The sequence below is a fragment of the Mesorhizobium sp. B2-4-15 genome (assembly GCF_006658505.1).
GTDB lineage: Bacteria > Pseudomonadota > Alphaproteobacteria > Rhizobiales > Rhizobiaceae > Mesorhizobium.
The window spans coordinates 25,076-47,261 of record NZ_VFUZ01000025.1 but is presented as its reverse complement, the minus strand read 5'-3'; the positions used below and the strand labels follow the sequence as shown (position 1 = coordinate 47,261).

Annotated in this window: 25 protein-coding genes and 1 pseudogene; 13 read left to right on the top strand and 13 right to left on the bottom strand. The window is 62.4% G+C overall.

Annotation, left to right across the window (positions count from 1 at the left end; translation table 11 throughout):
- Positions 1-71 precede the first annotated feature (71 nt).
- Entirely contained in the window at positions 72-920 is an 849-nt protein-coding gene (locus FJ930_RS24300) for an alpha/beta fold hydrolase (RefSeq protein WP_141840443.1), read from the top strand.
- Between the two features lie 25 nt (positions 921-945).
- Here FJ930_RS24300 and FJ930_RS24295 read toward each other — a convergent pair whose 3' ends face one another.
- Complete coding sequence (locus tag FJ930_RS24295) at positions 946-1,998, bottom strand: DUF1176 domain-containing protein (RefSeq protein ID WP_141840418.1); 1,053 nt, start codon at positions 1,996-1,998, stop codon at positions 946-948.
- Positions 1,999-2,140: 142 nt separating this feature from the next.
- On the opposite strand from FJ930_RS24295, the pseudogene FJ930_RS30850 reads away from it, so the two are divergent.
- Positions 2,141-2,649: pseudogene (locus FJ930_RS30850) on the top strand (DUF1993 family protein).
- Positions 2,650-2,702: 53 nt separating this feature from the next.
- On the opposite strand, the gene FJ930_RS24285 reads toward FJ930_RS30850, so the two are convergent.
- Positions 2,703-2,867: a hypothetical protein gene (locus FJ930_RS24285; protein ID WP_140493788.1), complete on the bottom strand. Its 165-nt coding sequence runs from the start codon at positions 2,865-2,867 to the stop codon at positions 2,703-2,705.
- Positions 2,868-3,177: 310 nt separating this feature from the next.
- Here FJ930_RS24285 and FJ930_RS24280 point away from each other — a divergent pair, with 310 nt between their 5' ends.
- The 3 genes from FJ930_RS24280 (at position 3,178) to FJ930_RS24270 (ending at position 6,214) form a co-directional block, all read left to right on the top strand.
- Positions 3,178-3,714, top strand: coding sequence for a hypothetical protein (locus FJ930_RS24280; RefSeq protein ID WP_246677011.1), 537 nt, complete (start codon positions 3,178-3,180; stop codon positions 3,712-3,714).
- Between the two features lie 115 nt (positions 3,715-3,829).
- Complete coding sequence (locus FJ930_RS24275; RefSeq protein WP_141840417.1) at positions 3,830-4,897, top strand: aldo/keto reductase; 1,068 nt, start codon at positions 3,830-3,832, stop codon at positions 4,895-4,897.
- 48 nt (positions 4,898-4,945) lie between these two features.
- The gene (locus FJ930_RS24270; protein ID WP_141840416.1) at positions 4,946-6,214 is read left to right on the top strand and encodes a cysteine desulfurase-like protein; all 1,269 of its coding nucleotides are present in this window, start codon (positions 4,946-4,948) and stop codon (positions 6,212-6,214) included.
- A gap of 18 nt (positions 6,215-6,232) precedes the next feature.
- Here FJ930_RS24270 and FJ930_RS24265 read toward each other — a convergent pair whose 3' ends face one another.
- The 9 genes from FJ930_RS24265 to FJ930_RS24220 form a co-directional block, all read right to left on the bottom strand.
- Positions 6,233-7,261 (bottom strand): histone deacetylase family protein, encoded by a 1,029-nt coding sequence (locus FJ930_RS24265; protein ID WP_141840415.1) that lies wholly within the window; start codon positions 7,259-7,261, stop codon positions 6,233-6,235.
- Positions 7,258-7,761: a GNAT family N-acetyltransferase gene (locus tag FJ930_RS24260; RefSeq protein ID WP_141840414.1), complete on the bottom strand. Its 504-nt coding sequence runs from the start codon at positions 7,759-7,761 to the stop codon at positions 7,258-7,260. Before FJ930_RS24260 ends, FJ930_RS24265 begins: the two co-directional genes overlap by 4 nt.
- A gap of 209 nt (positions 7,762-7,970) precedes the next feature.
- Positions 7,971-8,900: a 3-keto-5-aminohexanoate cleavage protein gene (locus FJ930_RS24250; RefSeq protein ID WP_141840412.1), complete on the bottom strand. Its 930-nt coding sequence runs from the start codon at positions 8,898-8,900 to the stop codon at positions 7,971-7,973.
- A 4-nt stretch (positions 8,901-8,904) separates the two neighbouring features.
- Positions 8,905-10,290, bottom strand: coding sequence for an aspartate aminotransferase family protein (locus tag FJ930_RS24245; RefSeq protein ID WP_141840411.1), 1,386 nt, complete (start codon positions 10,288-10,290; stop codon positions 8,905-8,907).
- A gap of 1 nt (position 10,291) precedes the next feature.
- The gene (locus tag FJ930_RS24240) at positions 10,292-11,932 is read right to left on the bottom strand and encodes a N,N-dimethylformamidase beta subunit family domain-containing protein (RefSeq protein WP_141840410.1); all 1,641 of its coding nucleotides are present in this window, start codon (positions 11,930-11,932) and stop codon (positions 10,292-10,294) included.
- Between the two features lie 8 nt (positions 11,933-11,940).
- Positions 11,941-12,705 carry an amino acid ABC transporter ATP-binding protein gene (locus FJ930_RS24235; protein ID WP_140738982.1) on the bottom strand — a complete coding sequence of 255 codons (765 nt, stop codon included), beginning with the start codon at positions 12,703-12,705 and terminating at the stop codon, positions 11,941-11,943.
- Positions 12,702-13,361, bottom strand: a complete 660-nt coding sequence (locus FJ930_RS24230; RefSeq protein ID WP_141840409.1) for an amino acid ABC transporter permease — start codon at positions 13,359-13,361, stop codon at positions 12,702-12,704. Before FJ930_RS24230 ends, FJ930_RS24235 begins: the two co-directional genes overlap by 4 nt.
- A 13-nt stretch (positions 13,362-13,374) precedes the next feature.
- Entirely contained in the window at positions 13,375-14,022 is a 648-nt protein-coding gene (locus tag FJ930_RS24225; RefSeq protein WP_141840408.1) for an amino acid ABC transporter permease, read from the bottom strand.
- Positions 14,023-14,086: 64 nt separating this feature from the next.
- A complete protein-coding gene (locus FJ930_RS24220; protein ID WP_141840407.1) occupies positions 14,087-14,869 on the bottom strand; it encodes an ABC transporter substrate-binding protein in 783 nt (260 codons plus the stop codon).
- 137 nt (positions 14,870-15,006) lie between these two features.
- On the opposite strand from FJ930_RS24220, the gene FJ930_RS24215 reads away from it, so the two are divergent.
- Positions 15,007-15,966 (top strand): LysR family transcriptional regulator, encoded by a 960-nt coding sequence (locus FJ930_RS24215; RefSeq protein WP_141840406.1) that lies wholly within the window; start codon positions 15,007-15,009, stop codon positions 15,964-15,966.
- A 15-nt stretch (positions 15,967-15,981) separates the two neighbouring features.
- Here the strand turns inward: FJ930_RS24215 and FJ930_RS24210 are convergent, their stop codons facing one another.
- The gene (locus FJ930_RS24210) at positions 15,982-16,398 is read right to left on the bottom strand and encodes an acyl-CoA thioesterase (protein ID WP_141840405.1); all 417 of its coding nucleotides are present in this window, start codon (positions 16,396-16,398) and stop codon (positions 15,982-15,984) included.
- 159 nt (positions 16,399-16,557) lie between these two features.
- On the opposite strand from FJ930_RS24210, the gene FJ930_RS24205 reads away from it, so the two are divergent.
- From FJ930_RS24205 to FJ930_RS24195, 3 genes are all read left to right on the top strand, one after another.
- Positions 16,558-16,806 (top strand): ParB N-terminal domain-containing protein, encoded by a 249-nt coding sequence (locus FJ930_RS24205; protein ID WP_127320334.1) that lies wholly within the window; start codon positions 16,558-16,560, stop codon positions 16,804-16,806.
- A gap of 123 nt (positions 16,807-16,929) precedes the next feature.
- Positions 16,930-17,415, top strand: coding sequence for an SRPBCC family protein (locus FJ930_RS24200; RefSeq protein ID WP_140739173.1), 486 nt, complete (start codon positions 16,930-16,932; stop codon positions 17,413-17,415).
- Between the two features lie 25 nt (positions 17,416-17,440).
- Complete coding sequence (locus FJ930_RS24195; RefSeq protein ID WP_141840404.1) at positions 17,441-18,388, top strand: alpha/beta hydrolase; 948 nt, start codon at positions 17,441-17,443, stop codon at positions 18,386-18,388.
- 51 nt (positions 18,389-18,439) lie between these two features.
- Here FJ930_RS24195 and FJ930_RS24190 read toward each other — a convergent pair whose 3' ends face one another.
- Complete coding sequence (locus tag FJ930_RS24190; RefSeq protein WP_141840403.1) at positions 18,440-19,468, bottom strand: 2OG-Fe(II) oxygenase family protein; 1,029 nt, start codon at positions 19,466-19,468, stop codon at positions 18,440-18,442.
- 117 nt (positions 19,469-19,585) lie between these two features.
- Here FJ930_RS24190 and FJ930_RS24185 point away from each other — a divergent pair, with 117 nt between their 5' ends.
- The 4 genes from FJ930_RS24185 to FJ930_RS24170 all read left to right on the top strand — a co-directional run bounded on the left by FJ930_RS24185 (position 19,586) and on the right by FJ930_RS24170 (position 22,169).
- The gene (locus FJ930_RS24185; RefSeq protein ID WP_141840402.1) at positions 19,586-19,981 is read left to right on the top strand and encodes a GFA family protein; all 396 of its coding nucleotides are present in this window, start codon (positions 19,586-19,588) and stop codon (positions 19,979-19,981) included.
- A 153-nt stretch (positions 19,982-20,134) separates the two neighbouring features.
- Positions 20,135-20,332 (top strand): hypothetical protein, encoded by a 198-nt coding sequence (locus FJ930_RS24180; protein ID WP_140739009.1) that lies wholly within the window; start codon positions 20,135-20,137, stop codon positions 20,330-20,332.
- Between the two features lie 192 nt (positions 20,333-20,524).
- A complete protein-coding gene (locus FJ930_RS24175; RefSeq protein ID WP_140610173.1) occupies positions 20,525-21,397 on the top strand; it encodes an undecaprenyl-diphosphate phosphatase in 873 nt (290 codons plus the stop codon).
- A 145-nt stretch (positions 21,398-21,542) separates the two neighbouring features.
- Positions 21,543-22,169: a transglutaminase-like cysteine peptidase gene (locus FJ930_RS24170; RefSeq protein WP_141840401.1), complete on the top strand. Its 627-nt coding sequence runs from the start codon at positions 21,543-21,545 to the stop codon at positions 22,167-22,169.
- Positions 22,170-22,186: the final 17 nt, after the last annotated feature.

Sequence of the window (22,186 nt, the reverse complement as noted above, 5' to 3'; positions counted from 1 at the left end):
CCTTGAGCGGGAGATGGCCGGTAGGCCCGAGGGGGGTGCAGCGCCGAGGTTTGCGAGCATTTCTGACTGCAATATTCTTCTTGTTTCCTGCCGCCCACGCCAATGCGCTTGAACTAAAACCCTTCAAGGACGATCTCTTCGCCTATCCGGCCACGCTTTCGTCCGACACCAATGGCGCCTACATGGTCATCGACTACCGGGAAATGCGCGACATCAACCAGCGCGACGAGGTGCCGGAAAAACGCGTGCATCCGCAATATACCGATACCGGCGTGCGCAAGGTGCAGCAGGATCTGATGCTGAAGACGGACGCCGGCGATGTCAGGCATGTCGCTGTCGGCAAGACGCAAGGCGCTGCTATCATCGTGCTCTATCTGCATGGACAGGGCGGCAGCCGCAAGCAAGGGGTCGACGACTTCACTTTCGGCGGCAATTTCAATCGCATCAAGAACCTGATGGCCGGCAACGGCGGCCTCTATCTCTCTCCGGATTTCCCCGATTTCGGCGACAAGGGCGCCGCGCAGGTCGCGGCCCTGATCGATCACTATGCCGAACAGTCTCCGGGTGCGAAGATCTTCGTCGCCTGCGGCTCCATGGGTGGCGCACTGTGCTGGAAGCTTGCGGGACGCAAGGATACGGGCGGCCGCATCGATGGCTTGCTGTTGCTCGGCTCGCTCTGGGACGAGAGTTTTTTCGATAGCCCCGCCTTTAAACGCCGCGTGCCGGTCTTCTTCGGCCAGGGCAGCCATGACGTAGTCTTTCCCGTGGCCAATCAGGAAGCCTTCTTCCGCTCGATCATGGCCAAGTCGAAGACATATCCGACCCGCTTCGTCCGCTTCGAGACAGGCACGCACGGCACGCCGATCCGCATGGCCGACTGGCGGGGAACACTCAACTGGATGCTGTCGAAGGCGCCTTGACCGCCGCCGGAAACCTGCCGGCCCTTCAGGGGGCGGTGTTGTAGTCGACGACTGTCTGCGGGTTCTGCTCGCCGTCATAGGACGCGTCGACATCATACTGGACCAGCGAGAAATCGCCGTTGCGGAATAGATAGGTGCCCGATGAAGAGGCATCTGCGGCGCCACGCCATTTGTTGAAGGTGGTGATCGTGTGGGCATCCTTGTCATAGCTGGAATTGGTCGCCCAGCCTGTCGTCCGGAAGCCGACGATGTGCATGGATTCGACCTTGCCCTCGCTGTCGTTGTTCACGTAGCGGATATCCATCTCCGGCTCGGTGAACTGCAACTGCCGCACACCTGATACATCATCGCTCATGTAGTAGATGGAGTTCTCATTGTAGGCCGCGGCCGAGCAAGAGAAATGGAAAAGCCGCGTTTCCCGGTCGGGATCGCTGGCGGCCGCGTCCTTGTCCCTGTACTTGATCGAGAAAGTTTCCGGCCCGTTGACCAAGAGATTCTTGTCGCATTGGTCGCCATACGTCGCCAGAAAAGCCTTCTTGGCCTGTTCGAGCGCGGTGTCCTTCTTGGGCGGCGGCGGTCCGTCGCCACAGCTTGCCGGCAACGCCCCTTCGAAATCGGCGGTGGAAGGTTTCAGCGCGCCTTTCTCGATATGGATGGGATCGAACGGTGGCTCCGCCTGGGCCTGGGCATTCACCTGGCGCAGCGTGTAGCAGCCGGCAAAGACCTTTTCGCCGCCCTTCTTGTCCGTGGCACGGATGGCGACGGGCACGTTATAGTATATGCTGCCGGCGGCTCCCTCGTCTGAAACCGCACCGGTCGCGACTTCGACCTTGTCGGTGCCGTCATAGCCCTTGACGAAACTGTCGAAATCCTTAGCCGGCTTGGTATCGCCGAAATAGCCCCAGGCGCGGGCGAATTCATGCCGGCTGATGGCGCTATAGAGCGAACGGATGACCGCCTCGGCACTCGACCGGTCGTCGATATAGGGCGCTTCCGGAGCATCGCCGGCGGCGAGGCACGGCAGGCCCGTCGCGGCAAGGGAGAGAAGGGCAGTCGCTGCGAGAAGGACGCGTCTCATCGGGAATCTCCGCGTTCGATAACGCGGATTCTACCATTGCGATTGCGGCGGCGTGGTGACGCGGCGCGCATAGCGCTTGAAGAATCGCGCCTTGAGGCGCTAGCTCCAGCTGACGGCGCTCAGACCGGACAGGAGATTTGACGTGACAATATCGATGTATGAGGCATCCGTGCCGGTGTTTTCGGCCAGGCTGAAAGCCCTTTCCCGTGTTCTGGCGGCTGCCGAACAGAATGCGCTTGATCGCAAGATCGACCCGCAGGTGTTTCTGACGGCGCGGCTGGCGCCCGACATGTTCGCCTTGACCAGGCAGGTGCAGAGATCGCAACCGATCATGCCAAGGGCGCGCCCTCGCGGCTGGCTGGCCGCGAAGTGCCGAAATATGAGGACAACGAGGCAAGCTTTGCCGACCTTGAGGCGAGGATAGCTAAGACGGTTACACATCTGACGACTTTTTCCGCAGCCGATATCGACGGTTCGGAAGACAAGACGATCGAGTTGAAGCTCGGTGGGCGTGAAACGACGATGGGCGGGATGAAGTACCTGCTGCATCTGGCCATGCCCAACTTCTATTTCCACCTCACCACCGCCTACGACATCCTTCGCCACAATGGCGTGCCGCTCGGCAAGGCGACATTCCTCGGAACGCGTTGAGGATTGAGGTCTTGAGATGTCCCGGATCGATCCGGGACATCTCGCAAACCAGCTTAGCGAACGGACATTTCGCGGGCGATGCGCGGAAAATCGGCTGGCTTGATGCCGATGTCGGCGCGGTCGGCATTGCTCATAGAGTGGAGCAGCGCCAGTGCCGCGCGATATCGCAAATGTTCCTGCGGCCGTGGCCGGGCGAACATTTCAGTGAAGAAACCCATGATTCAGGCTCCTGATTGGTCCTCCACGGCCCTCAATATAGGTGAATCGTGACAATTGTGCAGTGCAGCATTCGCATGCCTGCCATGTCCGAATGATTTTTCATAAGATTTTTTCGCGAGCCTGGTGAAACTTTCGCGCCGCACAAACCGTAGCTTGGTCGCTGGCACATGGCCAGTTTTCCTCGCCACTCCTGGCGAATTTCCGGGCTGCACGAAAGTGCAGTCCGGCTTTTGTTGGGAACCGGGCGCGATCCTCCGAATGGCTAAATTCATCAAGACCGGTGGCATCTATTTTTAACGAGCCGGTTCTATGTTTCTGATAACGGAACAGTCGGGCAAGGAGGAGGCTGACATCGCTACCAGCGCCAAGCGTGATTTCGCTTCGTTGCTCGACGATCTCTTCGTTGCTTCCGAAAAGGGTGACGGCATCGAGGCCGACGAGACGGGCGCGCGTCCGTCCATTCCCTTCGATTATCTCTCGGTGGCGGATGAACTCCATTCCGGCCGCATCAAGGTATCCGCCGCCGAATATCGTGAGGCAGGCGCGGATCTGGCGAGCGAATTTGCCGCCTTGCTCGACCATGCCAGGCTGGCTCTGATTGGCGAGGAGCCGAAACCCGAAGAAGAACTGCCACCGATCGATCCTGAATCGATCGCGGCCGAACTGGGCCTGGATCAGCCCAAGGGCGCTGCCGATTTCGGCCGCATGCGCCGCAGCTTTGCCTTCGCCAATCATCCGGACCGTGTCGCCCCGCATCTGCGCCAGCGCGCCATGGTCCGCATGCAGGTGGCCAACATGCTGATCGACGAGGCCAAGCGCCGCGCCGTAGCCCGCGTGCGCCGCTAAACGCCTCGACTTAAAAGTCCGGCCTTGCGAGACTTGGAGAGCGCCACCGCTTTCCTGTAAGGTGCGATTTCCTCCCCGCGCGGCCGCGCAAGCTTTCCCTCCGGAGCAGAATTCCATGCACAAACGCTGTCTCGGTCGGACCGATCTTCTTGTTACCCAGATTTGCCTAGGATCGATGACCTGGGGCCAGCAGAACACCGAGGCCGAGGGGCACGCCCAGATGGACCTGGCCTTTTCGCGCGGCGTCAATTTCATCGACACCGCCGAACTCTATCCGATTCCGCCCAAGGCCGAGACACAGGGGCGGACCGAAAAGATTATCGGTAGCTGGATGAAGGCGAGAGGTAACCGCGACAAGGTGATCCTCGCCTCCAAGGTCGTCGGTCGCACCCCCAACAGCTGGTTTCGCGGCGACAGGCCCTCGCAATTGGTGCGGGCCGATATCTTTGACGCCATCGACAAGTCGCTGGCCAAGCTTGGCACGGACTATCTCGATCTTTACCAAATCCACTGGCCGGAACGGGACATCCCCTGGGGCGCCAACCCAACACGCGTCGGCGCGGTAGCGCGTCGTGCGGATTCTGTCGGCGCGTCGGCTGGCGAAACCCCGATCGCCGAGACACTCGCAGTGTTCGATGAACTGGTGAAGGCTGGAAAAATCCGTCATTTCGGCCTGTCGAACGAGAGTTCGTGGGGCGTGATGCGCTTCGTCGCAGAGGCCGACAAAGGAATCGGTCCACGCGTCGCGTCGATCCAGAACGCCTACAATCTCGTGAACCGCACCTTCGAGGTTAACCTTGCCGAGGTCTGCTCGCGTGAGGACGTGTCGTTGCTCGCCTACTCGCCGTTGGCGCAGGGCTACCTGACCGGCAAATACGATCATGGCGCGCGCCCGCAGGGCTCGCGCTCGCAACTGTTCAACCGTGGCCAGCGCTATGAGACACCGAATGCGGCCGAAGCGCAGCTCGAATACAATGAGCTGGCGCGCAGTTTCGGGCTGGAGCCGGCCCTGTTTGCCAATGCCTACGTATCGAGCCGTCCCTTCGTCACGTCCAACATCGTAGGAGCCACCAGTGTCGAGCAACTCGACATGGCACTATCCTCCGTCGATGTGGTGTGGACCGAAGAGATGCAGAAGGCAGTGGATGCCATTCACCAGAGGGTCGGTAATCCCTGTCCTTGATCGGGTCCGGTTGCAGAATTATCGCGGCAAAACAGAGGGGTGGAGAGAATGGTTGGTTTTTCGATCGAGGCCGTGCGTGGAAAATTTCCCGCCCTCTCACTGACCGACAAGGGCCGCCGCCGCATCTATCTCGACAATCCTGCCGGCACGCAGGTGCCGCAAGCCGTCGCCGACGCGGTCGCGCGCTGCCTGCTCACCACAAACGCCAATCTCGGCGGTTATTTCGAAACGACGGTCGCTGCTCAAACAGTCGTCGACGAAGCGCATCAGGCAATGGCCGATTTCCTTGGTGCGGAGAGCCCGCGGGAAATCATCATCGGCGCCAACATGACGACGCTGACCTATCACATGTCGCGCACACTCGGCCGCACGTTGAAGCCGGGCGACGAGATCATCCTCACCCGCATGGATCACGAGGGCAATGTGTCGCCCTGGCTGCAATTGGCCGAGGATCTCGGCCTGGTTGTGCGCTGGCTGCCGTTCGATGAAAAGAGCTGGCAGGTCGAGGAGGCAACGCTGGCCGATCTGCTGTCCGGCAGGACACGGCTCGTCGCCTTGAACTACGCCAGCAATCTCACCGGCTCGATCAACAGGGTTAGATCTCTGACCCAACTTGCAAAACAGGCCGGCGCCCTGGTCTATGTCGATGCCGTCCAGTTCGCGCCGCATGGTCTGATCGACGTACGGGATCTCGGCTGCGATTTCCTGATCTGCTCGGCCTACAAGTTCTTCGGCCCGCATATGGGCATATTGTGGGGCCGGCGCGACGTCATCGACAGCCTGGAAGCCTACAAATGCCGCTGTTCGTCCAACGGTTTGCCGGAGCGCTTCGAACTCGGCACGCCGCAGATCGAACTGATGGCCGGTCTTACGGCGGCGGTCGATTATTTTGCCGGGCTGGGTGCGGCGGCGGGCGAGGGCGGCTCGAGGAGGCAGAAGATCGCCAGGGCGTTCGAAGTGTCCATCGCCTATGAAAACCCGCTGGCGCAAAGGCTGATCGACGGCCTGTCCGATATTTCAGGCCTGACCATCCACGGCATCACCGATCCGAAACGGCTCGGTGATCGGGTGCCGACGGTCTCCTTCACCGTCGAGGTTATCGTCCCGGAAACGATCGTGCGGCAGATGAACGCCGAAAACATCTTCCTGTGGTCCGGCCATAACTACGCCTGGGAGATCGTCCACCAACTCGGCATCCCGACCGAGCACGGTGTCGTTCGCATCGGCATCGCTCATTACAACACGGCTGCCGAAATCGACGAGACGCTTGAGAGCGTGCGCCGGGTCATTGCCATGCTGAGACAGCAGCGGTCCTGAGGCCGCGTCGGAACGATATCACCGTGCCTTGCCGCCAAAACCGGCGAGGAAGGCGGTGAGATTGTCGCCGAGCGCGTCACAGAGATAGCCGCCTTCCTGGACGATGACCGTTGGCAGGCCGAGACGGGCGATGGCCTCTCCGATGCGCGAGAAGCCTGGCGTCGTCACCGAAAGTCCGCCGAACGGGTCACCTTCGAAGGCGTCGAGGCCGAGCGCCACTACCAGCGCATCGGGTGCGAAGGCGCGAATGCGCTGGAATGCCACCGCAAGCGCATCCAGAAATGCCGCATCCGCGGACTTGCGCGGCAGTGGCAGGTTGAAATTGTAGCCGAGGCCGGCCCCTTCGCCGCGCTCGTCGGCATGGCCCCAGAAAAAGGGATAAAAGCGCACCGGGTCGGCATGCAGTGAGACGGTGAGCACGTCGGGCCGCGCATAGAAGATGCCTTGCGTGCCGTTGCCATGGTGCAGGTCGACATCCAGGATGGCCACGCGCGCGGCTTGCTTGCGCAGCACCTGGGCCGCGACGGCCGAATTGTTGATGAAGCAGAAGCCGCCGGCGACGTCGGCAAAGGCGTGGTGGCCGGGCGGGCGGCACAGCGCATAGGCGGCCGGTGCGCCAGCCATCACCGCCTCGGCGGCTTCGACCGCGCTCCAGGCGCTCCACAGCGCGCTATGCCAGGTTTCGCCCGAGATCGGGCAAGCGGTATCGGCCATGTGGTAGCCGGCCTGGCCGACCGCCGAGGCCGGATAGGAGCCGCTGCGCCCGATCGGGTGGATGTTGGGGATCACCTCGGCCGAGGCGCCCTCAATGCGCTGCCAGCGCGCGAAAATGTGCTCGAGGAAGTCGAGATATTCAGGCGTATGCACCGCCGAGACAGGACCGAGCCCATGATCGCGGGGCCGTTCGATCGTGCAGCCGGCAGATTTTGCGCCGGCTAATAATCTCTCGACGCGCTCCGGCTTTTCCGGATTGGGCTGCGGCGCGCCGCTGGAAAGAAAGGCCTTGGGATCGTGGCGCTTCTGCTCCTCGGCATAGAAGGCTTTCATTCCTGCTCCCCGTTTTCCGGCGCGTCGGCAAAGGCAAGGAAGGCCTCGCCGATGATCTTCTGCGTCTGTTCATAGTTCGACCAGGCAATGCCCAGCCTTTCATAGAAGGCCTTGGCGCCCTCATTATCCGTATCGACCGACAGCCTGAGATAGACGCCGCCTTCTTTCCGGCATTCCGCCGCGACGCGTCGCAGCAGGCGCTCGCCGATCTTGCGGCCGCGGAACCGGTCCTCGACATAGAGGTCCTGCACATAGACGCCGGGCCGGCCCATCCAGGTCGAGAAGATCGGGAAATAAAGGCAGAGGCCGGCGAATTCGCCGTCGGTTTCGGCGATGAGGGTCGAGAAGGCAGGCTTTTCGCCGAACCCGTAGCAGCGGAGATCATCGGGCGTCGAAGTGATCTCCTGATGCGCGCCAATATGGGTGCCGAGTTTAAGAAGCGCGGCGTGGATCGTGTCCACATCGTCGATTCGGCCGGGGCGGATGAGGATGCCGCTCACGACGGGTAGGGCGCCAAGGCACCCCCCTCTGTCCTGCCGGACATCTCCCCCGCAAGGGGGGAGATTGGCAGCTTCGATCCTGCCGCCCTTCTTGCAACGTTGGTGATTTGCGAAAACCGGCGTGAAATCCGATCTCCCCCCTTGCGGGGGAGATGTCCGGCAGGACAGAGGGGGGTGGGACGGAACGCCAGCATTTCAGATCATCATCATCAGAACGCCACCCGGTCGCCACCTTTCAGCGCCAGCATCTCACGTGCCTCTGCCGGCGTGGCAACTTCCAGCGACAATCCATCGAGAATGCCACGGATGCGGCGCACCTGATCGGCGTTGGATTTCGCCAGGTGGCGGCCGTCGTAGAGACTGTCTTCGAGCCCGACGCGGACATTGCCGCCCATCGCCGCCGCGATCGAGATCAGCGGCATCTGATTGCGGCCGGCGGCCAGCACCGAGAACTGGTAACTATCGCCAAACAATTTGTCGGCGATGCGCTTCATATGGATGAGATTGTCGGGATCGGCGCCGATGCCGCCCAGAATGCCCAGCACGAACTGGATGAACAGCGGTCCCGACACGAGCCCCCGATCACGGAAATGCGCCAACGAATAGAGATGGCCGACATCGTAGCATTCGAATTCGAAGCGAGTGCCGCAGCCCTTGCCCAGCCTTTCCAAAACACCTTCCATGTCGGCGAAGGTGTTCTTGAAGATGGTGTCCCGCGTGGCCTCAAGCAGCTTGGGCTCCCATTCGTGCTGCCATTCCCGTGGCTTGTCGAGCATCGGGAACAGTGCGAAATTCATCGAACCCATGTTGAGCGAGCACATTTCCGGCTCTGCCCTCAGTGGCGCCGCCAGCCGCTGGTCCAGCGTCATCAGCGAGGAGCCGCCAGTGGTGATGTTGATCACGGCTGACGTCGCCTGCTTGATGCGCGGCAGGAACTGCATGTAGACGTCCGGATCGGCGGTCGGTCGGCCATCCCTGGGGTCGCGGGCATGCAGATGCAGGATCGAGGCGCCGGCTTCGGCAGCCGCGATGGCATCAGCCGCGATCTGGTCCGGTGTCACCGGCAGATAGGGCGACATCGATGGCGTATGCACCGAGCCGGTGACGGCGCAGGTGATGATGACTTTTCGCGGCGCCATTCCTTTATCCCCGGCCTTCGACGGGCAGGTCGAGTTCGGAAGCCAGAACCTCCAGCGAGTCGCCGATGATGGAGATGATCTCGCCGACCTGTTCGCCGGTGACGATCATCGGCGGCGCGACCATGAAATTGTCGCCGTCGATGCCGCCTTTGACCTTGCGGCCATAGATGATCAGCCCACGCTCATAGGCAAGGTCGAGCAGACGCTGCGTGGCTTTCTTGCTCTGGTCGATCGGCTTCAGCGTATCGGGATCGGCGACCATCTCGGCGCCGGTGAGCAGGCCCTTGCCGCGCACGTCGGCGATGAAGGGGAAGCGCTTGGCCAATCCCTTCAATCCATCCATCAGCACATCGCCCATGGCAGCCGCGTTGGCGATCAGGTCGAGTCGGTCCATTTCTCCGAGCACGGCGAGCCCAGCGGCGCAGGCGAGCGGATTACCGGCATAGGTATGGCCGTGCTGGAAACCGCCGGAAGCGAGCAGCGGCTGTACAAGCCGCAGGGGCGCTGCCAGCGCGCCGAGGGGCGCATAGCCGGAGCCCAGCCCCTTCGATAGCGCGACAATGTCAGGCTTGCAGTTCCAGTGGTCGCCGCCGAGGAATTTTCCGGTGCGGCCGGCGCCGCTCATGACTTCGTCGTGAATCAGCAGGATGCCGTAGCGGTCGCAGATATCGCGGATGCGCGCATAGTAGCTGTCCGGTGCCACCAGGGCCGCGGTCGCGGCACCGCCGATCGGCTCCATGATGAAAGCGACGACGCTGTCCGGGCCTTCGGCCAGGATCTTCTCCTCCAGCATGTCGGCGTAGCGGATGCCGCGCTGCTCCATCGACAGATTGTCGCGATCGCGCCAGGCGGTTGGCGCCGGCACCGTCGGCATCACCCGCATCATCGGCGTGAAGGTTTCGGCCAGCGCATCGTCGCCGGTGATCGAGAGCGAACCCAGCGTGCCGCCATGATAGGAGGGGAAACGCGTGATCACCTTCCAGCGGCTGGCCTGGCCGGTGGCGACGGCCCACTGCCGCGCCAGCTTGATGCAGGATTCCGTCGCCTCAGAGCCGCCGGAGACGAAGAAGATCCGGTCCATGCCTTCCGGCAGCTTGCCGGCCAATTCGCGCGCCAGCTCTTCCGCCGGTTCGTTTTCGAAATGCAGCCGATAGGCGAAGGTGGCGCGGTCCATCTGCCGCTTCATGGCGTCGAGCACGTTGCGGTTGGAATGGCCGATATTGGCGACCATCGGGCCGCTCGATCCGTCGATGAAGCGGCGGCCGTCCTGCGTCCACATGTAGATGCCTTCGGCGCGGTCGATCAGCGGCCGGCGCAGGCTGGAGAGGTAGAACAGATGCGATTGGCGCCGGGCGTCAGTGTCTTGAATGGCAGGCTGGACTTTCGACATGTCAGGACTTTCCAAGGTAGCGATCAAGGACATTTTGGGTCACGCGCTCGACCATTGGGTCTTGTCGTAGCAGACCGGCGACCCATTCGCAGCTTCCGGCGTGGAACACCTCGCCCTTGCCGCGCGGGAAGTTGACGATCATGCCGTTGCTGCGTTTGACTTTTTCCAGATTGGCGTCGCTCCTGTCGCCGAAGAGCGTTTCGGCGCTGAAGCGGCCATCTTCGTCGGTGAGGAACTGGTCTTCGATAGGAATGTCGGCGCTTTCCTCGACCTGGGACGCCATGCCGACGGCAAGAACCTGCAGCCCATCAGGCGCGCCGCTGGTCGCGGTGGGGTAGGGCAGGCCACCGCGTATCTCGAAATCGAGCCCATCGACCTCATAGCCATAGACATGGCTGTCGGCGCCGAGGAGATCACCATAATAGATGCCGGTGCCGGCGAAAGCCCAGTGCTCCGGCCGGTAGACCGGAAAGCCGCGCACGCCGCGCGGCGCGCAGCCGCCCCAACCGGCGTAAAGGCCACGCGAGGCATTGAGCCCGAAGGTTGCGGAACCCGGCCGGCCGATTTCCGGCGCCTCCCAGGAATTGGTAGCGCGGGTCACGTCGCCACCGCGATAGGCCGGGTCCTCGGCGCGGGCGCGGTATTTGTAGCAGACCTGCCGGCGGCCCTCGTCCTCAAGGCGGGTCTGCCACATGAAGTTGCCGGCGAAGCGCGCCGCATGACCGCCGCGCTCGACATAGTGGTCGACCGCGTCGCGCATTTCCCAGGTCCAGTATTCGTCATGACCGACGAAGACGGCGCAGTCGTAGCCGTCGAGAATTTCGGGCGAGAAATGCAGATCGTGCTGGCTGGCGAGATCGACGCCGTAGCCGGCACGTTCGGCAAAGCGAAAAAAATGGCTGTCGTAGCTGGCCCAGCCCGACGAGGCGTATTTCTTCGAATGGCCAGTGGCGAGCGCCCATTCCATATGCGGATAGCGCGGCACCGTCTTTGGCGGCACGGCGACCTCCAGCGGCACGCGCGGCGCATGTTTCGGCAGCACGACGAAGCCACGGCACCAGGGGCGCTGCGTCGAGACGATTGGCGAGTACTGGTTGCGATCCGGCCCGGTGATGCCCTGATAGTGGTTCGAGCCGCCCCAGGTGTTGTAGGCAAGCCAGGTGCCCGTCGCCGCCACCTGCAGCACGCGGCCGGGCTTTCTCCCGGATTGGGGAGAGACGATGAACAGATGATGGCTGTGAATTGGCTTGCCATCGCGTCCGTCGGCGGTGAGCGTCACCCGATAGGCACCGGACGGCCAGTCATTTCCCACGCGCAATTCGAACGAGGCTTCCCAAGCACAGCCCTCCGCCGAGCATTGATCCGGACTTTCCTGCCAGCGCGCCGCGATGCCCGATTTCTCGAACATTTTTGTCTCGCTGCCGCCATCGCGGACGATTGTCATGCCGAAGGACGGTGCGGTCGCACTGACATGCAGCGTCACTGTCTCGCCGGCGCGATAGGAAAAGCGGTCGCTGTAGCACCAGATTTCGCCGTGATCGCCGTCCATCCCGGGCCACTCGTAGTAGTGGCCGCGCACCGCGTGGCGGCGCTGCTCCTCTGTCAGTCCGAAATCAGGGAATTCCGTGGCTAATCTGGTCATCGGCGTGCTCAGGCGGAAAGATATTTCTTGAGGAAGCTGCGCGTGCGTTCTTTCTGCGGCGAACGGAAGATCTCGATCGGCGGGCCCTCCTCGACGACCACGCCGCCGTCCATGAACAGCACCCTGTCGGCGACTTCACCGGCAAAGCGCATTTCATGCGTTACGATGAGCATGGTCATGTGCTCGGCGGCAAGCTGTTTCATCACCGCGTTGACCTCGTCGACGAGTTCGGGGTCTAGTGCGGAGGTTGCTTCGTCGAACAGCATCACCTTGGGCTGCATGGCCAGCGCGCGGGCGATCGCCACACGCTGCTTCTGGCCACCCGAAAGCCGCGAGGGGTAGGCGTCGATCTTGTCGGCGAGCCCGACCTTCGACAACAGACCAACGGCCAGCGCCCGGGCTTCCGCCTTCGGCATGCCTTTCAGGATCACCGGCCCCATCGTGATGTTCTCGATCACGGTCAAATGCGGGAACAGATTGAAGTGCTGGAACACCATGCCCATCTGCTGGCGCACCTTGTTTATGTGCCGCTCGAAGGCCTGGCCGTGCAGCTTCTGGTTGACCTGCACGCCGTCGAGCCAGACTTCACCGCCGTTCAAGGTCTCGAGATGGTTGATGGAGCGCAGCAGCGTGCTCTTGCCAGAGCCGCTCGGCCCGATGATGGCCACGATCTGCCCACGTTCGACCGACAGGTCGATGCCCTTCAAAACATCGACGGCGCCGAAGGACTTGCGTGCGCCGCAAACCTCGACCATCGGCCGCTGCGTGTTCATCGGGAGACCCCCACATGTCTTTCAAACCGATGCAAGGCCGCTTCGAGCACGAGGTTCAAGAGGTAATAGAGCGCGGCGGCCGTGATGTAGAACTCGAAGGGGCGGAAGGTTTCGCTGATCGCGAGTTGCGCCGAGTGGACCAGCTCGGCGATGCCGATGACCGAGACGATCGAGGATTCTTTCAACAGCGCGATCAGGTTGCTTCCGATCGGTGGCGCCGTGTTGCGCACGGCCTGCGGTATGACAACATAGCGCAGCGTTTGCCACTTGCCGAAACCGATGCTGCGCGCCCCTTCCGTTTGGCCGACATCGACCGCCACGATTCCCGCGCGCGTCACATCGGCATTGTAGACGGCAAAGTGCAGGCCGAGCCCGACGATGCCGGCGGCAAGCGCGGGGATGTCGATACCGACCTGCACCAGGCCGAAATAGATCAGGAACAACTGCAAAAGCAGCGGCGTGCCCATGAACACCCACATGAAGGCACGCACGGGATAGGCGAGAATTGCCGGCGCATAGAGCACTATGACGGCAAACAGGATGCCGAAGATGAAACTGAGTGCTCCCGCCGAAACCGTCAGCACAGCGGTCCACCAGGCACCCGTCAGCAAGAGATCCCAATAGGGTGCGATGACGGTGAAATCCAAACCTTGCATCGTTGCTCTCCCCTCAGATGATGGCGAAGCGCTTGTCGAGCAGATCGACGACACGGGCGACGGCGTAGACCATGACCATGTAGAGCAGCGCCGCGACGCCGAAGATCTCGAACGGCTTGTAGGTCGAGCCGATGAAGCGCTGGGCGGTATAGGTCAGCTCCACCACCGAAATGGTGGATACGAGCGCCGACCCCTTGAGCAGGGCGACCGTATTGACGCCGAGCGGCCGGATCATCAGCCTGGCCGCCTGCGGAAGCACGACCTTGCGCAAGGTCTGGAACCGGCTGAAGCCGATCGTGCGGGCAGCTTCCGTCTGGCCCCGGTCGACCGCCATCACCGCGCCACGGATCGATTCGGCCATATAGGCCCCGATGTTGAGGCCAAGGCCGATCACACCAGCCGCGAATGGATCGAGGTTGATGCCGATCTGCGGGCCGCCGAAATAGAGCACGAAGAGCTGGATCAGGCAGGGCGTGCCGCGAAACAGGCTGACATAGGCCGTGCCGACGGCGCGCAGGATCGCCGACCTCGACATCCTCGCGGCAGCGGCCAAGGCTGCCGCGACTAGCCCCAGAACCAGGGCCAGGGCTGTCAGCTCCAACGTCACCAAAGCGGCTTCCAGGAAGAACGGGAAGACGCGCTGCATCAGGGAGAAATCCATGGAACGGCCCGGCGGGAGTGGCGCTTGGTCAGGTGGCCTTGGCAGCCACCTGAACCTGCGGGGATCAGCGGATGTCGCTGCCGACCCACTGCTTGGAGATCTTCTCATAGGTGCCGTCGGCCATCATCTCGTCCAGCGCCTTCTGCATGGCGGCCTTGAGCCCCGGATTGTCCTTGCGGATGGCGATGCCGATGGCGACGCTGCCGCCCTCGATATTGGGCGTGTCGAGCCTGCGGACCTTCTCGCCGGTTTCCTTGACCGCGACCATCACCGGAATGTTGTCGACGACAATGGCGTCGACGCGTCCGGCCTTCAGCTCCAGCAGAAGTTCCGGCAGGCCCTTGTAGGTGCGGACGTCCCAGCCGCCTTGCGCGCGTGCCCATTTCTCATGGGTTTCGCCCAGCGTCACGCCAAGGGTCTTGCCCTTGAGGTCGTCCAGGCCCTGGACCTTGGAAGCCTCGCTGACGAAAACAGCGCGGCCGGCGTGATAGTAAGGGCCGACAAAATCGACCACCTTTTCGCGCTCCGGCGTAATCGTCATCGAGCCGACGACGGTGTCGTATTTGTTGGCCAGCAGCCCGGCGATGATGCCATCCCAGGCCGTGGTGATGATGGTGCCCTTGATGCCGATGCGCTCGGCGATGGCCTTGCCGATATCGGCGTCAAAGCCGACGACCTCGTTCTGGTCGTTGACGAAGTTGAAGGGCGGATATTGCCCACTCATGGAAATTTTCAGTTCGCCCGCCGCCTTGACCTTTTCGAGATCGTCGGCCTGCGCCGAAACGGTGGTGAAGGCCGACGCAAGCAGCAGTGCGGCACCCGCGATGCCGGAGAATACCTTGTTCATCTGAAATTTCTTTCCTCTGGATGGAGCGCGAAGGCTTGTTCTTGGGAGGCGTTGGGGCGCTCTCCTGACGGCAATGATTGCTTTTGCGCAAGCATTACGCAAATAGATAATGGGAATAGGGAGCATAGATATCAGGAATGGCCTTGCCGCGCCCCGAACGTCTGGTCTGGGACCTCGACTGGAACCTTCTGCGGACGTTCGTCGTCATCGCCGAGGTGAAAAGCATCACCCGCGCCGCCGAGCGCCTCAACCTCAAGCAGCCCAGCGTCAGTAACGCTTTGCGGCGCCTGGAGGACCGCGTTGGCCGGCGGCTGGTCGAGCGCGATGCGACGCGCTTCGAACTCACCGAGGTCGGGCGGCTGATCTACGAGCAGAGCGTCGAGGTCTTCGGCAGCATATCGCAGCTGCCGCTCTTGATGCGCGGCATCAGCGACGATGTCACCGGCCACGTCATGATCGCTACCGCCAGCCATGTCGTCTCGCCGCTGTTCGACCGCGCGCTGGCGGAATTCCACCGCAACTACCCGCGCGCCTCGATCACCATCTCGGTCGCGGCAAGCATGGACGTGGCCAAGCAGGTGAGGGAGCGTCGCGCGTCCTTCGGCATCTGCCTGGTCAGCCAGCGCGATCCGACACTGGATTATCAGATGGTCTATCGCGAGTTCTTCGGTTTCTTCTGCGGCCCGCGGCACGGGCTTTACGGGAAAACCGGACTGACACTGGCGGATCTGCGCGGCGAGCCCCAGGTTTCCTTCCAGACCGACCACATTTCGGACGCGTTGAGGCCTGTCGCGTTGCTGCGCAGCGAAGCCCGGCTGAACGCCGATGTCGTCGGCGTGTCCTCGAGCCTGGAGGAGGTGCGGCGCATGATCGTGGCGGGGCTCGGCATCGGCCCGCTGCCACTGCATGTCGCACGGCGCGATGTGCGCGACGGCATGCTATGGCGGCTGCCACCCTACGATGCGCCGCCGGCGATCGACATCTTTCTGCTGACCAATCCCGACAGGGCGATGAACCGGGCCGAGAAGGCGTTGCTTTCGGGGCTTCAGACGCTGATCACCGAGACGCCGATGGAGGATCGCATCTACAACGGCTGAGCTGTCGAAGCCGGCCTATTCGATCAGGAACGCCGCCGCGCGGTTGCGCATCGGCTCGTCGAGCGCCACCGAGGCCCGTGCGGCAAGATCGAAGCGCACGCTGGTCGTGCGGCTCGATGCATGGACGACGCCGTCGAGCGATCCTGACATGACCTGTTCGAAGGTGACGGAGGTGCGGCCGATCTTCACAACATGCGAACGGATGGTAATCAGCGAGCCGGCTTTCGTTTCATGACGATAGTCGATCTCGGTGCGCACATCGGCCCACCCGGTCGCCGCTGCCTGGCTGCCATCCTGCCCGGCGATATGGCCGAGGAGCTGGAAACTGGCATCATCGAACATCGCCGCGTAGTGGCGCACATTCACGTGTCCCATCACATCGCACATCCAGGGATGGGCGACGCCGACGAAGGTGACGAGGGATTTGCTCATGGTTCCGTGGCCTCTATTAGGATCGCGAGACGCCATAGCGAAACGCGTGGCGAGAGGCAAACCGGTGGACGGGCCGATATTCGTTAGCCGCGCCCTTGGCCCTCCTGAACAAACCGACTATCTCAGGAAGCCGGCGGCGGTTCCGCCACGGGGACAGCCATGCTGAGGGTGCAAAAGGTCAAGGTCGACGACATCTACGTGCCCACTGCGCGCAGGAAGACGCTGCATCCCGAGACGGTGCGGCATCTCGCCGAGGACATACTGGAGAACGGCATGAAGACGCCGATCCAGGTCCGCCACGACGGCAAGCGCCATGTACTCGTCGAAGGCCTGCATCGTCTGGAAGCAGCCAAGTGGCTCGGCGAGACCGAGATCGACGCTTATCTGGTGCAAGCCAAGCGCCACTGACGCGAGCTCGGTTCGCCATTCTTCCCAGCAATAATCTCCAGAGTTTTTTCGCTGGCCATGTCGGGTTGCGTTCTTCCGGCTCGTCCTTGGGACGGAAGCCAGATGAAACCCGAGGAGACCACCGTGACCACCAAGCTCGATATCGCCCCCGCCAATGACCGCGAACTGGTTGTCGCCCGCATTATCGATGCGCCGCGCGAGAACGTCTATCGCTGCTGGACCGACCCGAAACTGGTGACGCAGTGGTTCGCGCCAAAGCCGTGGACGACGCCGCGCGCCGAAATGGATGTGCGCACCGGCGGCTCAAGCCTTGTCGTCATGGCCGGCCCTGACGGCAATGAATTCCCCAACCCCGGCGTTTTCCTGGAAGTCGTTCCCGGCAAGAAGATCGTCTTTACCGATGCCTATACACAGGCATGGGAGCCATCGGAAAAGCCGTTCATGACCGGCGTACTGACCTTCGAGGACGAAGGCGAGGGCAAGACCCGCTACATCGCCCGCGTCCGTCATTGGAGCGTCGCCGACCGCGAACAGCATGAGGCGATGGGTTTTCACGCGGGTTGGGGCCAGTGCACCGACCAGCTTGAAGACCTCGCCAAAACGCTTTGACGCCAGCGCACGAGAGGAGATCGATATGTCCAAGACCGTGCTTTTCGCCATTCTTGTCTCGGTTGCAGCGCTTCTCGGCTGTCCGGGCACCACCAATGCAGAGGAACCTGCGATGACCACCGAAACGAAACTTCCGAAGCCGGAAAAGTCCGGCCTGCTGCCGATCAACGGCCTGAACTATTATTATGCCGTCTACGGCAAGGGCGAGCCGCTGCTTCTCTTGCATGGCGGTCTCGGCTCCATCGACATGTTCGCGCCGATCCTGCCCAAGCTTGCCGAGAACCGCACCGTCATCGGCGTCGATTTGCAAGGCCATGGCCGCACGGCGCTCGGCGACCGGCCATTCAGTCTGGAAGCGATTGGCGACGACATGGCCGGTGTCGTGAAGGAGCTCGGCTACGACAAGGTCGACGTCATGGGTTATTCGCTGGGCGGCGGGGTCGCCTTCCGCATGGCGGTCCAGCATCCCGAGACCGTGCGGCGCCTTGTCCTGGTCTCGACCGGCTATGCCGCCGACGGCTTCTATGACGAGATGCGTCCGCAACAGGCACAGGTGAGCGCGGCCGCGGCCGAATTCATGAAGGACACGCCGATGTACAAATCCTACGTCGCCGTGGCGCCGCACCCGGAAGACTTCCCGAAACTGCTCGATGCGCTCGGCAATTTCATGCGTCAGAACTACGACTTCTCGGCTGATGTTCCCAAGCTGAAGATGCCGGTCATGCTGGCCTATGGCGACAGCGACATGTACAAGCCCGAGCACGAGATCAAGTTCTACCAGATGCTCGGCGGCGGCCTGAAGGACGCCGGCTGGATGCGTGAGAACCTGTCGCAGAACCGCCTGGCGATCCTGCCCAACCGTACCCATTACGAAGTCTTCTTCGCTCAGGAACTGACGGTCGCCGCGCTGCCGTTCCTCAACGGCGAGACCAAGGTGAAGAGCTGGGACGAGATGGTCAGCGAAACGAAGTAACCGCCCGTCGATTCCCGTCGGCCGCCCCCAACGAGATGGCCGACGGTTTGTTTATGAAGCCTTTGCGCGACGGGGCAGCCTGAGATGCTTGATGCCGCTCATCTCGACGAAATTCGTCGCCGAGTCCCAGAGATAGTCGCCATAGAGAAATGGCTCGAAAGGCTCGGCGCCGCTCAACGGCAATGGGGCGATCTCGGCATCGACGCGCGGCTCGTAGAAAAACGGAATCGAAAAACGCACCGTCTTCGGCGCAATCACCCGGTGCCGCGTCGCCCTGACACGTCCACCGGTCCAGCGCTCCAGCAACTGGCCGAAATTGACCGCCAGCGTGCCGTTGGCAGGCGGCACGTCGACCCACTCGCCGGCGAGGTTTTTTGCCTGCAGGCCGTCGACGCCGTCCTGCGCCAGTAAAGTGACGAAGCCTGAATCGGCATGTTCGCCGCCGATGATGGTGCGCGTTTCCCCCTTATGGACCACCGTGACCTGCGGGCCACCAGTATCGACGCCGGCATTGGCGTCGCGCAGGGGATAACGGATCAGGCGCAGCGTCGAGATGCCCTGATCGAAATAGGCATCGAAGATCGTTTCCGGCAGGCCAAGCCCGCGGGCGATCGACCGCATCAGCGCGTTGCCGACCGTCTCCATCGCGCGATAGTAGTCGGCCGCCGCGGAGCGCCAGCCGGGCAGGGCATTTTCGGCCGGCAAAGGTGTTGGCTCGCGCAAAGGATCGTCGGAGGCCGAAACACGCGTCGCATCGGCAAGGTCGGGCCCCATGTCGATGCCTTCCTTGTAGGAAACGGCTCGCGGCTGCAGCGGGAACCAGCCGCGGTAGAAATTCTTCCTGGTGCGGTCGAAATTCCAGCGCAGCAGTTTCTGCTTCTCGGCATCGGGAAGCTCGAAGATGCGCAGCAATTGCGCACGCTTGTCCGGCGTCAGCCAGTCATCGCCGGGAAAATCGCGGACCGCCATGAAACCGATGCCCGAGGCGGCGGCCATGATCCTGGCGTCGGTGCGCTCGCGCGTAGGCGAGGGCGGCCCGAACAGGTCCGCAATGCCGATGGTTTCGATATCCGGCGTCATGGTTTCCGTTCCATCCGCATCATCATAATCGATGACCTTGTATCAAAGCTTTTCAATTGACCCAATCGGTCCCGCCGCTAGCCTGTCGATTACTCTCTCCGAGATTAGATCAGGACGATGGCTGGATATCAGGGCGGGTGCCTATGCGGAGCGGTGCGCTATCGCGCCGACGTGGTTCCTGTCAATGAACGCATCTGCCATTGCCGGCTTTGCCAGAAGGCGATCGGCGCCGCCTTCAACGCTCGCGTGCTGTTTCGCATCGATGATGTGACGGTCGAAGGACCGCTGGCGACAGTGAACACCTCGCCGGATCTCCAGCGCGGCTTTTGCCCGAACTGCGGCACGACGATGTTTTCGCGTCGCGATTCCGCCGGCATCATCGGCATCACCACCGGATCGCTCGACGACCCTTCGCTGTTTCGGCCGCGGATGCATATCTGGACCGGCTCGAAGCAGCCCTGGTTGGTGCTTGACGACGGCCTGCCGCAATATGAAGGCGCTCCGCCTCCGTAACCGCCCCCTTTTCCTACAAGGAGGGGGATGAAGTCGTCCAGTCATGACAAAAAATTAATCCAAATCGACACGCGATAGCCGGCAAAACGTCATTGGCGGGCCATCTTTGCGTCCTATCTATGCTGCGCGGGCCGGCATTCGAGGAGACGACGGATGAACGACAGCATCAGCACCCTGGACGAGCTTTTGAGCGATCCGATGGTCCTGCTTGTGATGGAGCGCGACCGGGTGCGCCCGGAACAGGTACGCATGCTGCTCGAACGGGTGCGCCGACCATCGGCCGAGGAACCCTTCGTTCCCCCGGCCCATGTGATCGCCAGGACCTGCCAGAAACCCTGGCTGTGCCCGTAATTGCTTGCCGTTCTATCCCATGAGAACACAGGCCGGCCTCTTGGGCCGGTCTTGGACGACGTATTTCGACGCACGGCGCCAGCTTACAAATCCGTAAATTGATTATCCGATCCATGACGGTAAGGCTTGCGCGGGACCGGCCGACGCCGGTAACACCTGCGCAAGCTAGATCTCTCACACACGGAACCCGACATGGCTGACATCTGCACTCAGGGCGTGGATACGGGCTTTGTCGGCCTGGGATATGCCAAGGTCGCCTTTCTCGGCCTCGTTCAGGGCATCACCGAATTGCTGCCGATTTCCTCGACCGCCCACATGCGCATCGTGCCGGCGGTGCTTGGCTGGCAGGATCCCGGCTCCGCCTTCTCCGCTGCCATGCAGCTTGCCGCGCTCGCCGCCGTCGTCAGTTATTTCTGGGGCGATGTCAGGGATCTCGTGTTCGGCTCGCTCGGAGCTCTCGTGCGGCGCGATTTCGCGGACCGCGACTTTCGGCTGGCTTCCTGGATCGTGCTGGCGACGATCCCGATCGTCATTGCCGGCGTGGCGCTGTCAGGCGTTCTTAATACCTGCAATTCGCCGCTGCGCAGCCTGAGCGTGATCGGATGGGCCTGCATTGTCATGGCGGTCCTGCTGGCGCTGGCCGAGATTTTCGCCCGCCACCGCCGCACCATGGGCGAAGCGTCGCTCGCCGACGCGCTTCTGGTCGGCATCGCCCAGATCGGCGCGCTGATACCCGGCGTCTCACGCTCGGGCTCAACTTTGACGGCGGCATTGGGGCTCGGCTTCAAACGGGCCGAGGCGGCGCGCTTCTCGTTCCTGCTCGGGCTGCCGGCGATCGCGCTGGCCGGTCTGAAGGAACTGTGGGAACTGCACAAGGTTCACCTTGATGCCCATGGGTGGTCGGTTCTTGCCACGGGGCTGGTCGTCGCCTCGATCTCCGCCTTCTTCGCCATCTGGGGGTTGATGCGCGTGCTGGAACGGTTCTCCGCCTGGCCCTTCGTCATCTACCGTGGCCTGCTCGGTGTCGTCCTGCTGCTCGGTGTGGCGATGGGATGGCTGGCCTAGCCTGGGAACCTGAATCCTGGTGTTGCGCCCCTGCAACCCCCGAAGGCCCGTGCGGCGCCAGCAAAGATGTGATCAGCCGCGTTCATTGACTTCGGGACATAACCGCCCTTAACGTTCCGTTAACAAAAACGATGGGCGGGGCCGCATGGCATCCTCGACAGGTTGGCGCCGCAAGGCGAAGGGGCTGGGGCTGGCGGCTGCGCTGACCGCTTTCTGTTCGGCGGCGAGTTTCGCCTATTCCGCGCCCGCGTCCATGGTTATCGGTGGCTCGACCTCCCAGCCGATCGGCCACTATGATTTTTGCAAGATCCATGTCGCGGAATGCTCCATCCGCTCCCACGACAGCGCGCCGGAACATATGACCGGCAAGCTGCTGCACGAGATCACGGCCGTGAATCTCTCGGTCAACACGCGCGTCAAGCCGATGAGCGACCTCGACAATTACGGCAAGGAGGAGTGGTGGGCCTACCCCGACAACGGCTTCGGTGATTGCGAGGACTACGCGCTGGAAAAGCGCCGCGAACTCAGCAGTTTGGGCATTGCCATCGCCAATCTCCTGATGACGGTGGTGCGTAAGCCCGACGGCGAAGGTCATGCCGTGCTGACAGTGCGCACCGACAAGGGCGACTTCATCCTCGACAACCTGACAGACAAGGTCCGCCTCTGGAACCAGACCAGCTACCGCTACCTGAAAAGGCAGGCGAGCGACAACACCGGGCACTGGGTTTCCATCCTTGGCGGCGACGAACAGCTGGTCAGCGCTGTCAAATAGTCTCCGCGCCACCGCAT

Excerpts from the sequence above, each read along its gene's own strand:
- FJ930_RS24295 (WP_141840418.1), bottom strand. The coding sequence starts at position 1,998 with ATGAGACGCGTCCTTCTCGCAGCGACTGCCCTTCTCTCCCTTGCCGCG.
- FJ930_RS24285 (WP_140493788.1), bottom strand. The coding sequence starts at position 2,867 with ATGGGTTTCTTCACTGAAATGTTCGCCCGGCCACGGCCGCAGGAACAT.
- FJ930_RS24280 (WP_246677011.1), top strand. The coding sequence starts at position 3,178 with ATGTTTCTGATAACGGAACAGTCGGGCAAGGAGGAGGCTGACATCGCT.
- FJ930_RS24275 (WP_141840417.1), top strand. The coding sequence starts at position 3,830 with ATGCACAAACGCTGTCTCGGTCGGACCGATCTTCTTGTTACCCAGATT.
- FJ930_RS24270 (WP_141840416.1), top strand. The coding sequence starts at position 4,946 with ATGGTTGGTTTTTCGATCGAGGCCGTGCGTGGAAAATTTCCCGCCCTC.
- FJ930_RS24265 (WP_141840415.1), bottom strand. The coding sequence starts at position 7,261 with ATGAAAGCCTTCTATGCCGAGGAGCAGAAGCGCCACGATCCCAAGGCC.
- FJ930_RS24250 (WP_141840412.1), bottom strand. The coding sequence starts at position 8,900 with ATGGCGCCGCGAAAAGTCATCATCACCTGCGCCGTCACCGGCTCGGTG.
- FJ930_RS24245 (WP_141840411.1), bottom strand. The coding sequence starts at position 10,290 with ATGTCGAAAGTCCAGCCTGCCATTCAAGACACTGACGCCCGGCGCCAA.
- FJ930_RS24240 (WP_141840410.1), bottom strand. The coding sequence starts at position 11,932 with ATGACCAGATTAGCCACGGAATTCCCTGATTTCGGACTGACAGAGGAG.
- FJ930_RS24235 (WP_140738982.1), bottom strand. The coding sequence starts at position 12,705 with ATGAACACGCAGCGGCCGATGGTCGAGGTTTGCGGCGCACGCAAGTCC.
- FJ930_RS24230 (WP_141840409.1), bottom strand. The coding sequence starts at position 13,361 with ATGCAAGGTTTGGATTTCACCGTCATCGCACCCTATTGGGATCTCTTG.
- FJ930_RS24225 (WP_141840408.1), bottom strand. The coding sequence starts at position 14,022 with ATGGATTTCTCCCTGATGCAGCGCGTCTTCCCGTTCTTCCTGGAAGCC.
- FJ930_RS24220 (WP_141840407.1), bottom strand. The coding sequence starts at position 14,869 with ATGAACAAGGTATTCTCCGGCATCGCGGGTGCCGCACTGCTGCTTGCG.
- FJ930_RS24215 (WP_141840406.1), top strand. The coding sequence starts at position 15,007 with ATGGCCTTGCCGCGCCCCGAACGTCTGGTCTGGGACCTCGACTGGAAC.
- FJ930_RS24210 (WP_141840405.1), bottom strand. The coding sequence starts at position 16,398 with ATGAGCAAATCCCTCGTCACCTTCGTCGGCGTCGCCCATCCCTGGATG.
- FJ930_RS24205 (WP_127320334.1), top strand. The coding sequence starts at position 16,558 with ATGCTGAGGGTGCAAAAGGTCAAGGTCGACGACATCTACGTGCCCACT.
- FJ930_RS24195 (WP_141840404.1), top strand. The coding sequence starts at position 17,441 with ATGTCCAAGACCGTGCTTTTCGCCATTCTTGTCTCGGTTGCAGCGCTT.
- FJ930_RS24190 (WP_141840403.1), bottom strand. The coding sequence starts at position 19,468 with ATGACGCCGGATATCGAAACCATCGGCATTGCGGACCTGTTCGGGCCG.
- FJ930_RS24185 (WP_141840402.1), top strand. The coding sequence starts at position 19,586 with ATGGCTGGATATCAGGGCGGGTGCCTATGCGGAGCGGTGCGCTATCGC.
- FJ930_RS24180 (WP_140739009.1), top strand. The coding sequence starts at position 20,135 with ATGAACGACAGCATCAGCACCCTGGACGAGCTTTTGAGCGATCCGATG.
- FJ930_RS24175 (WP_140610173.1), top strand. The coding sequence starts at position 20,525 with ATGGCTGACATCTGCACTCAGGGCGTGGATACGGGCTTTGTCGGCCTG.
- FJ930_RS24170 (WP_141840401.1), top strand. The coding sequence starts at position 21,543 with ATGGCATCCTCGACAGGTTGGCGCCGCAAGGCGAAGGGGCTGGGGCTG.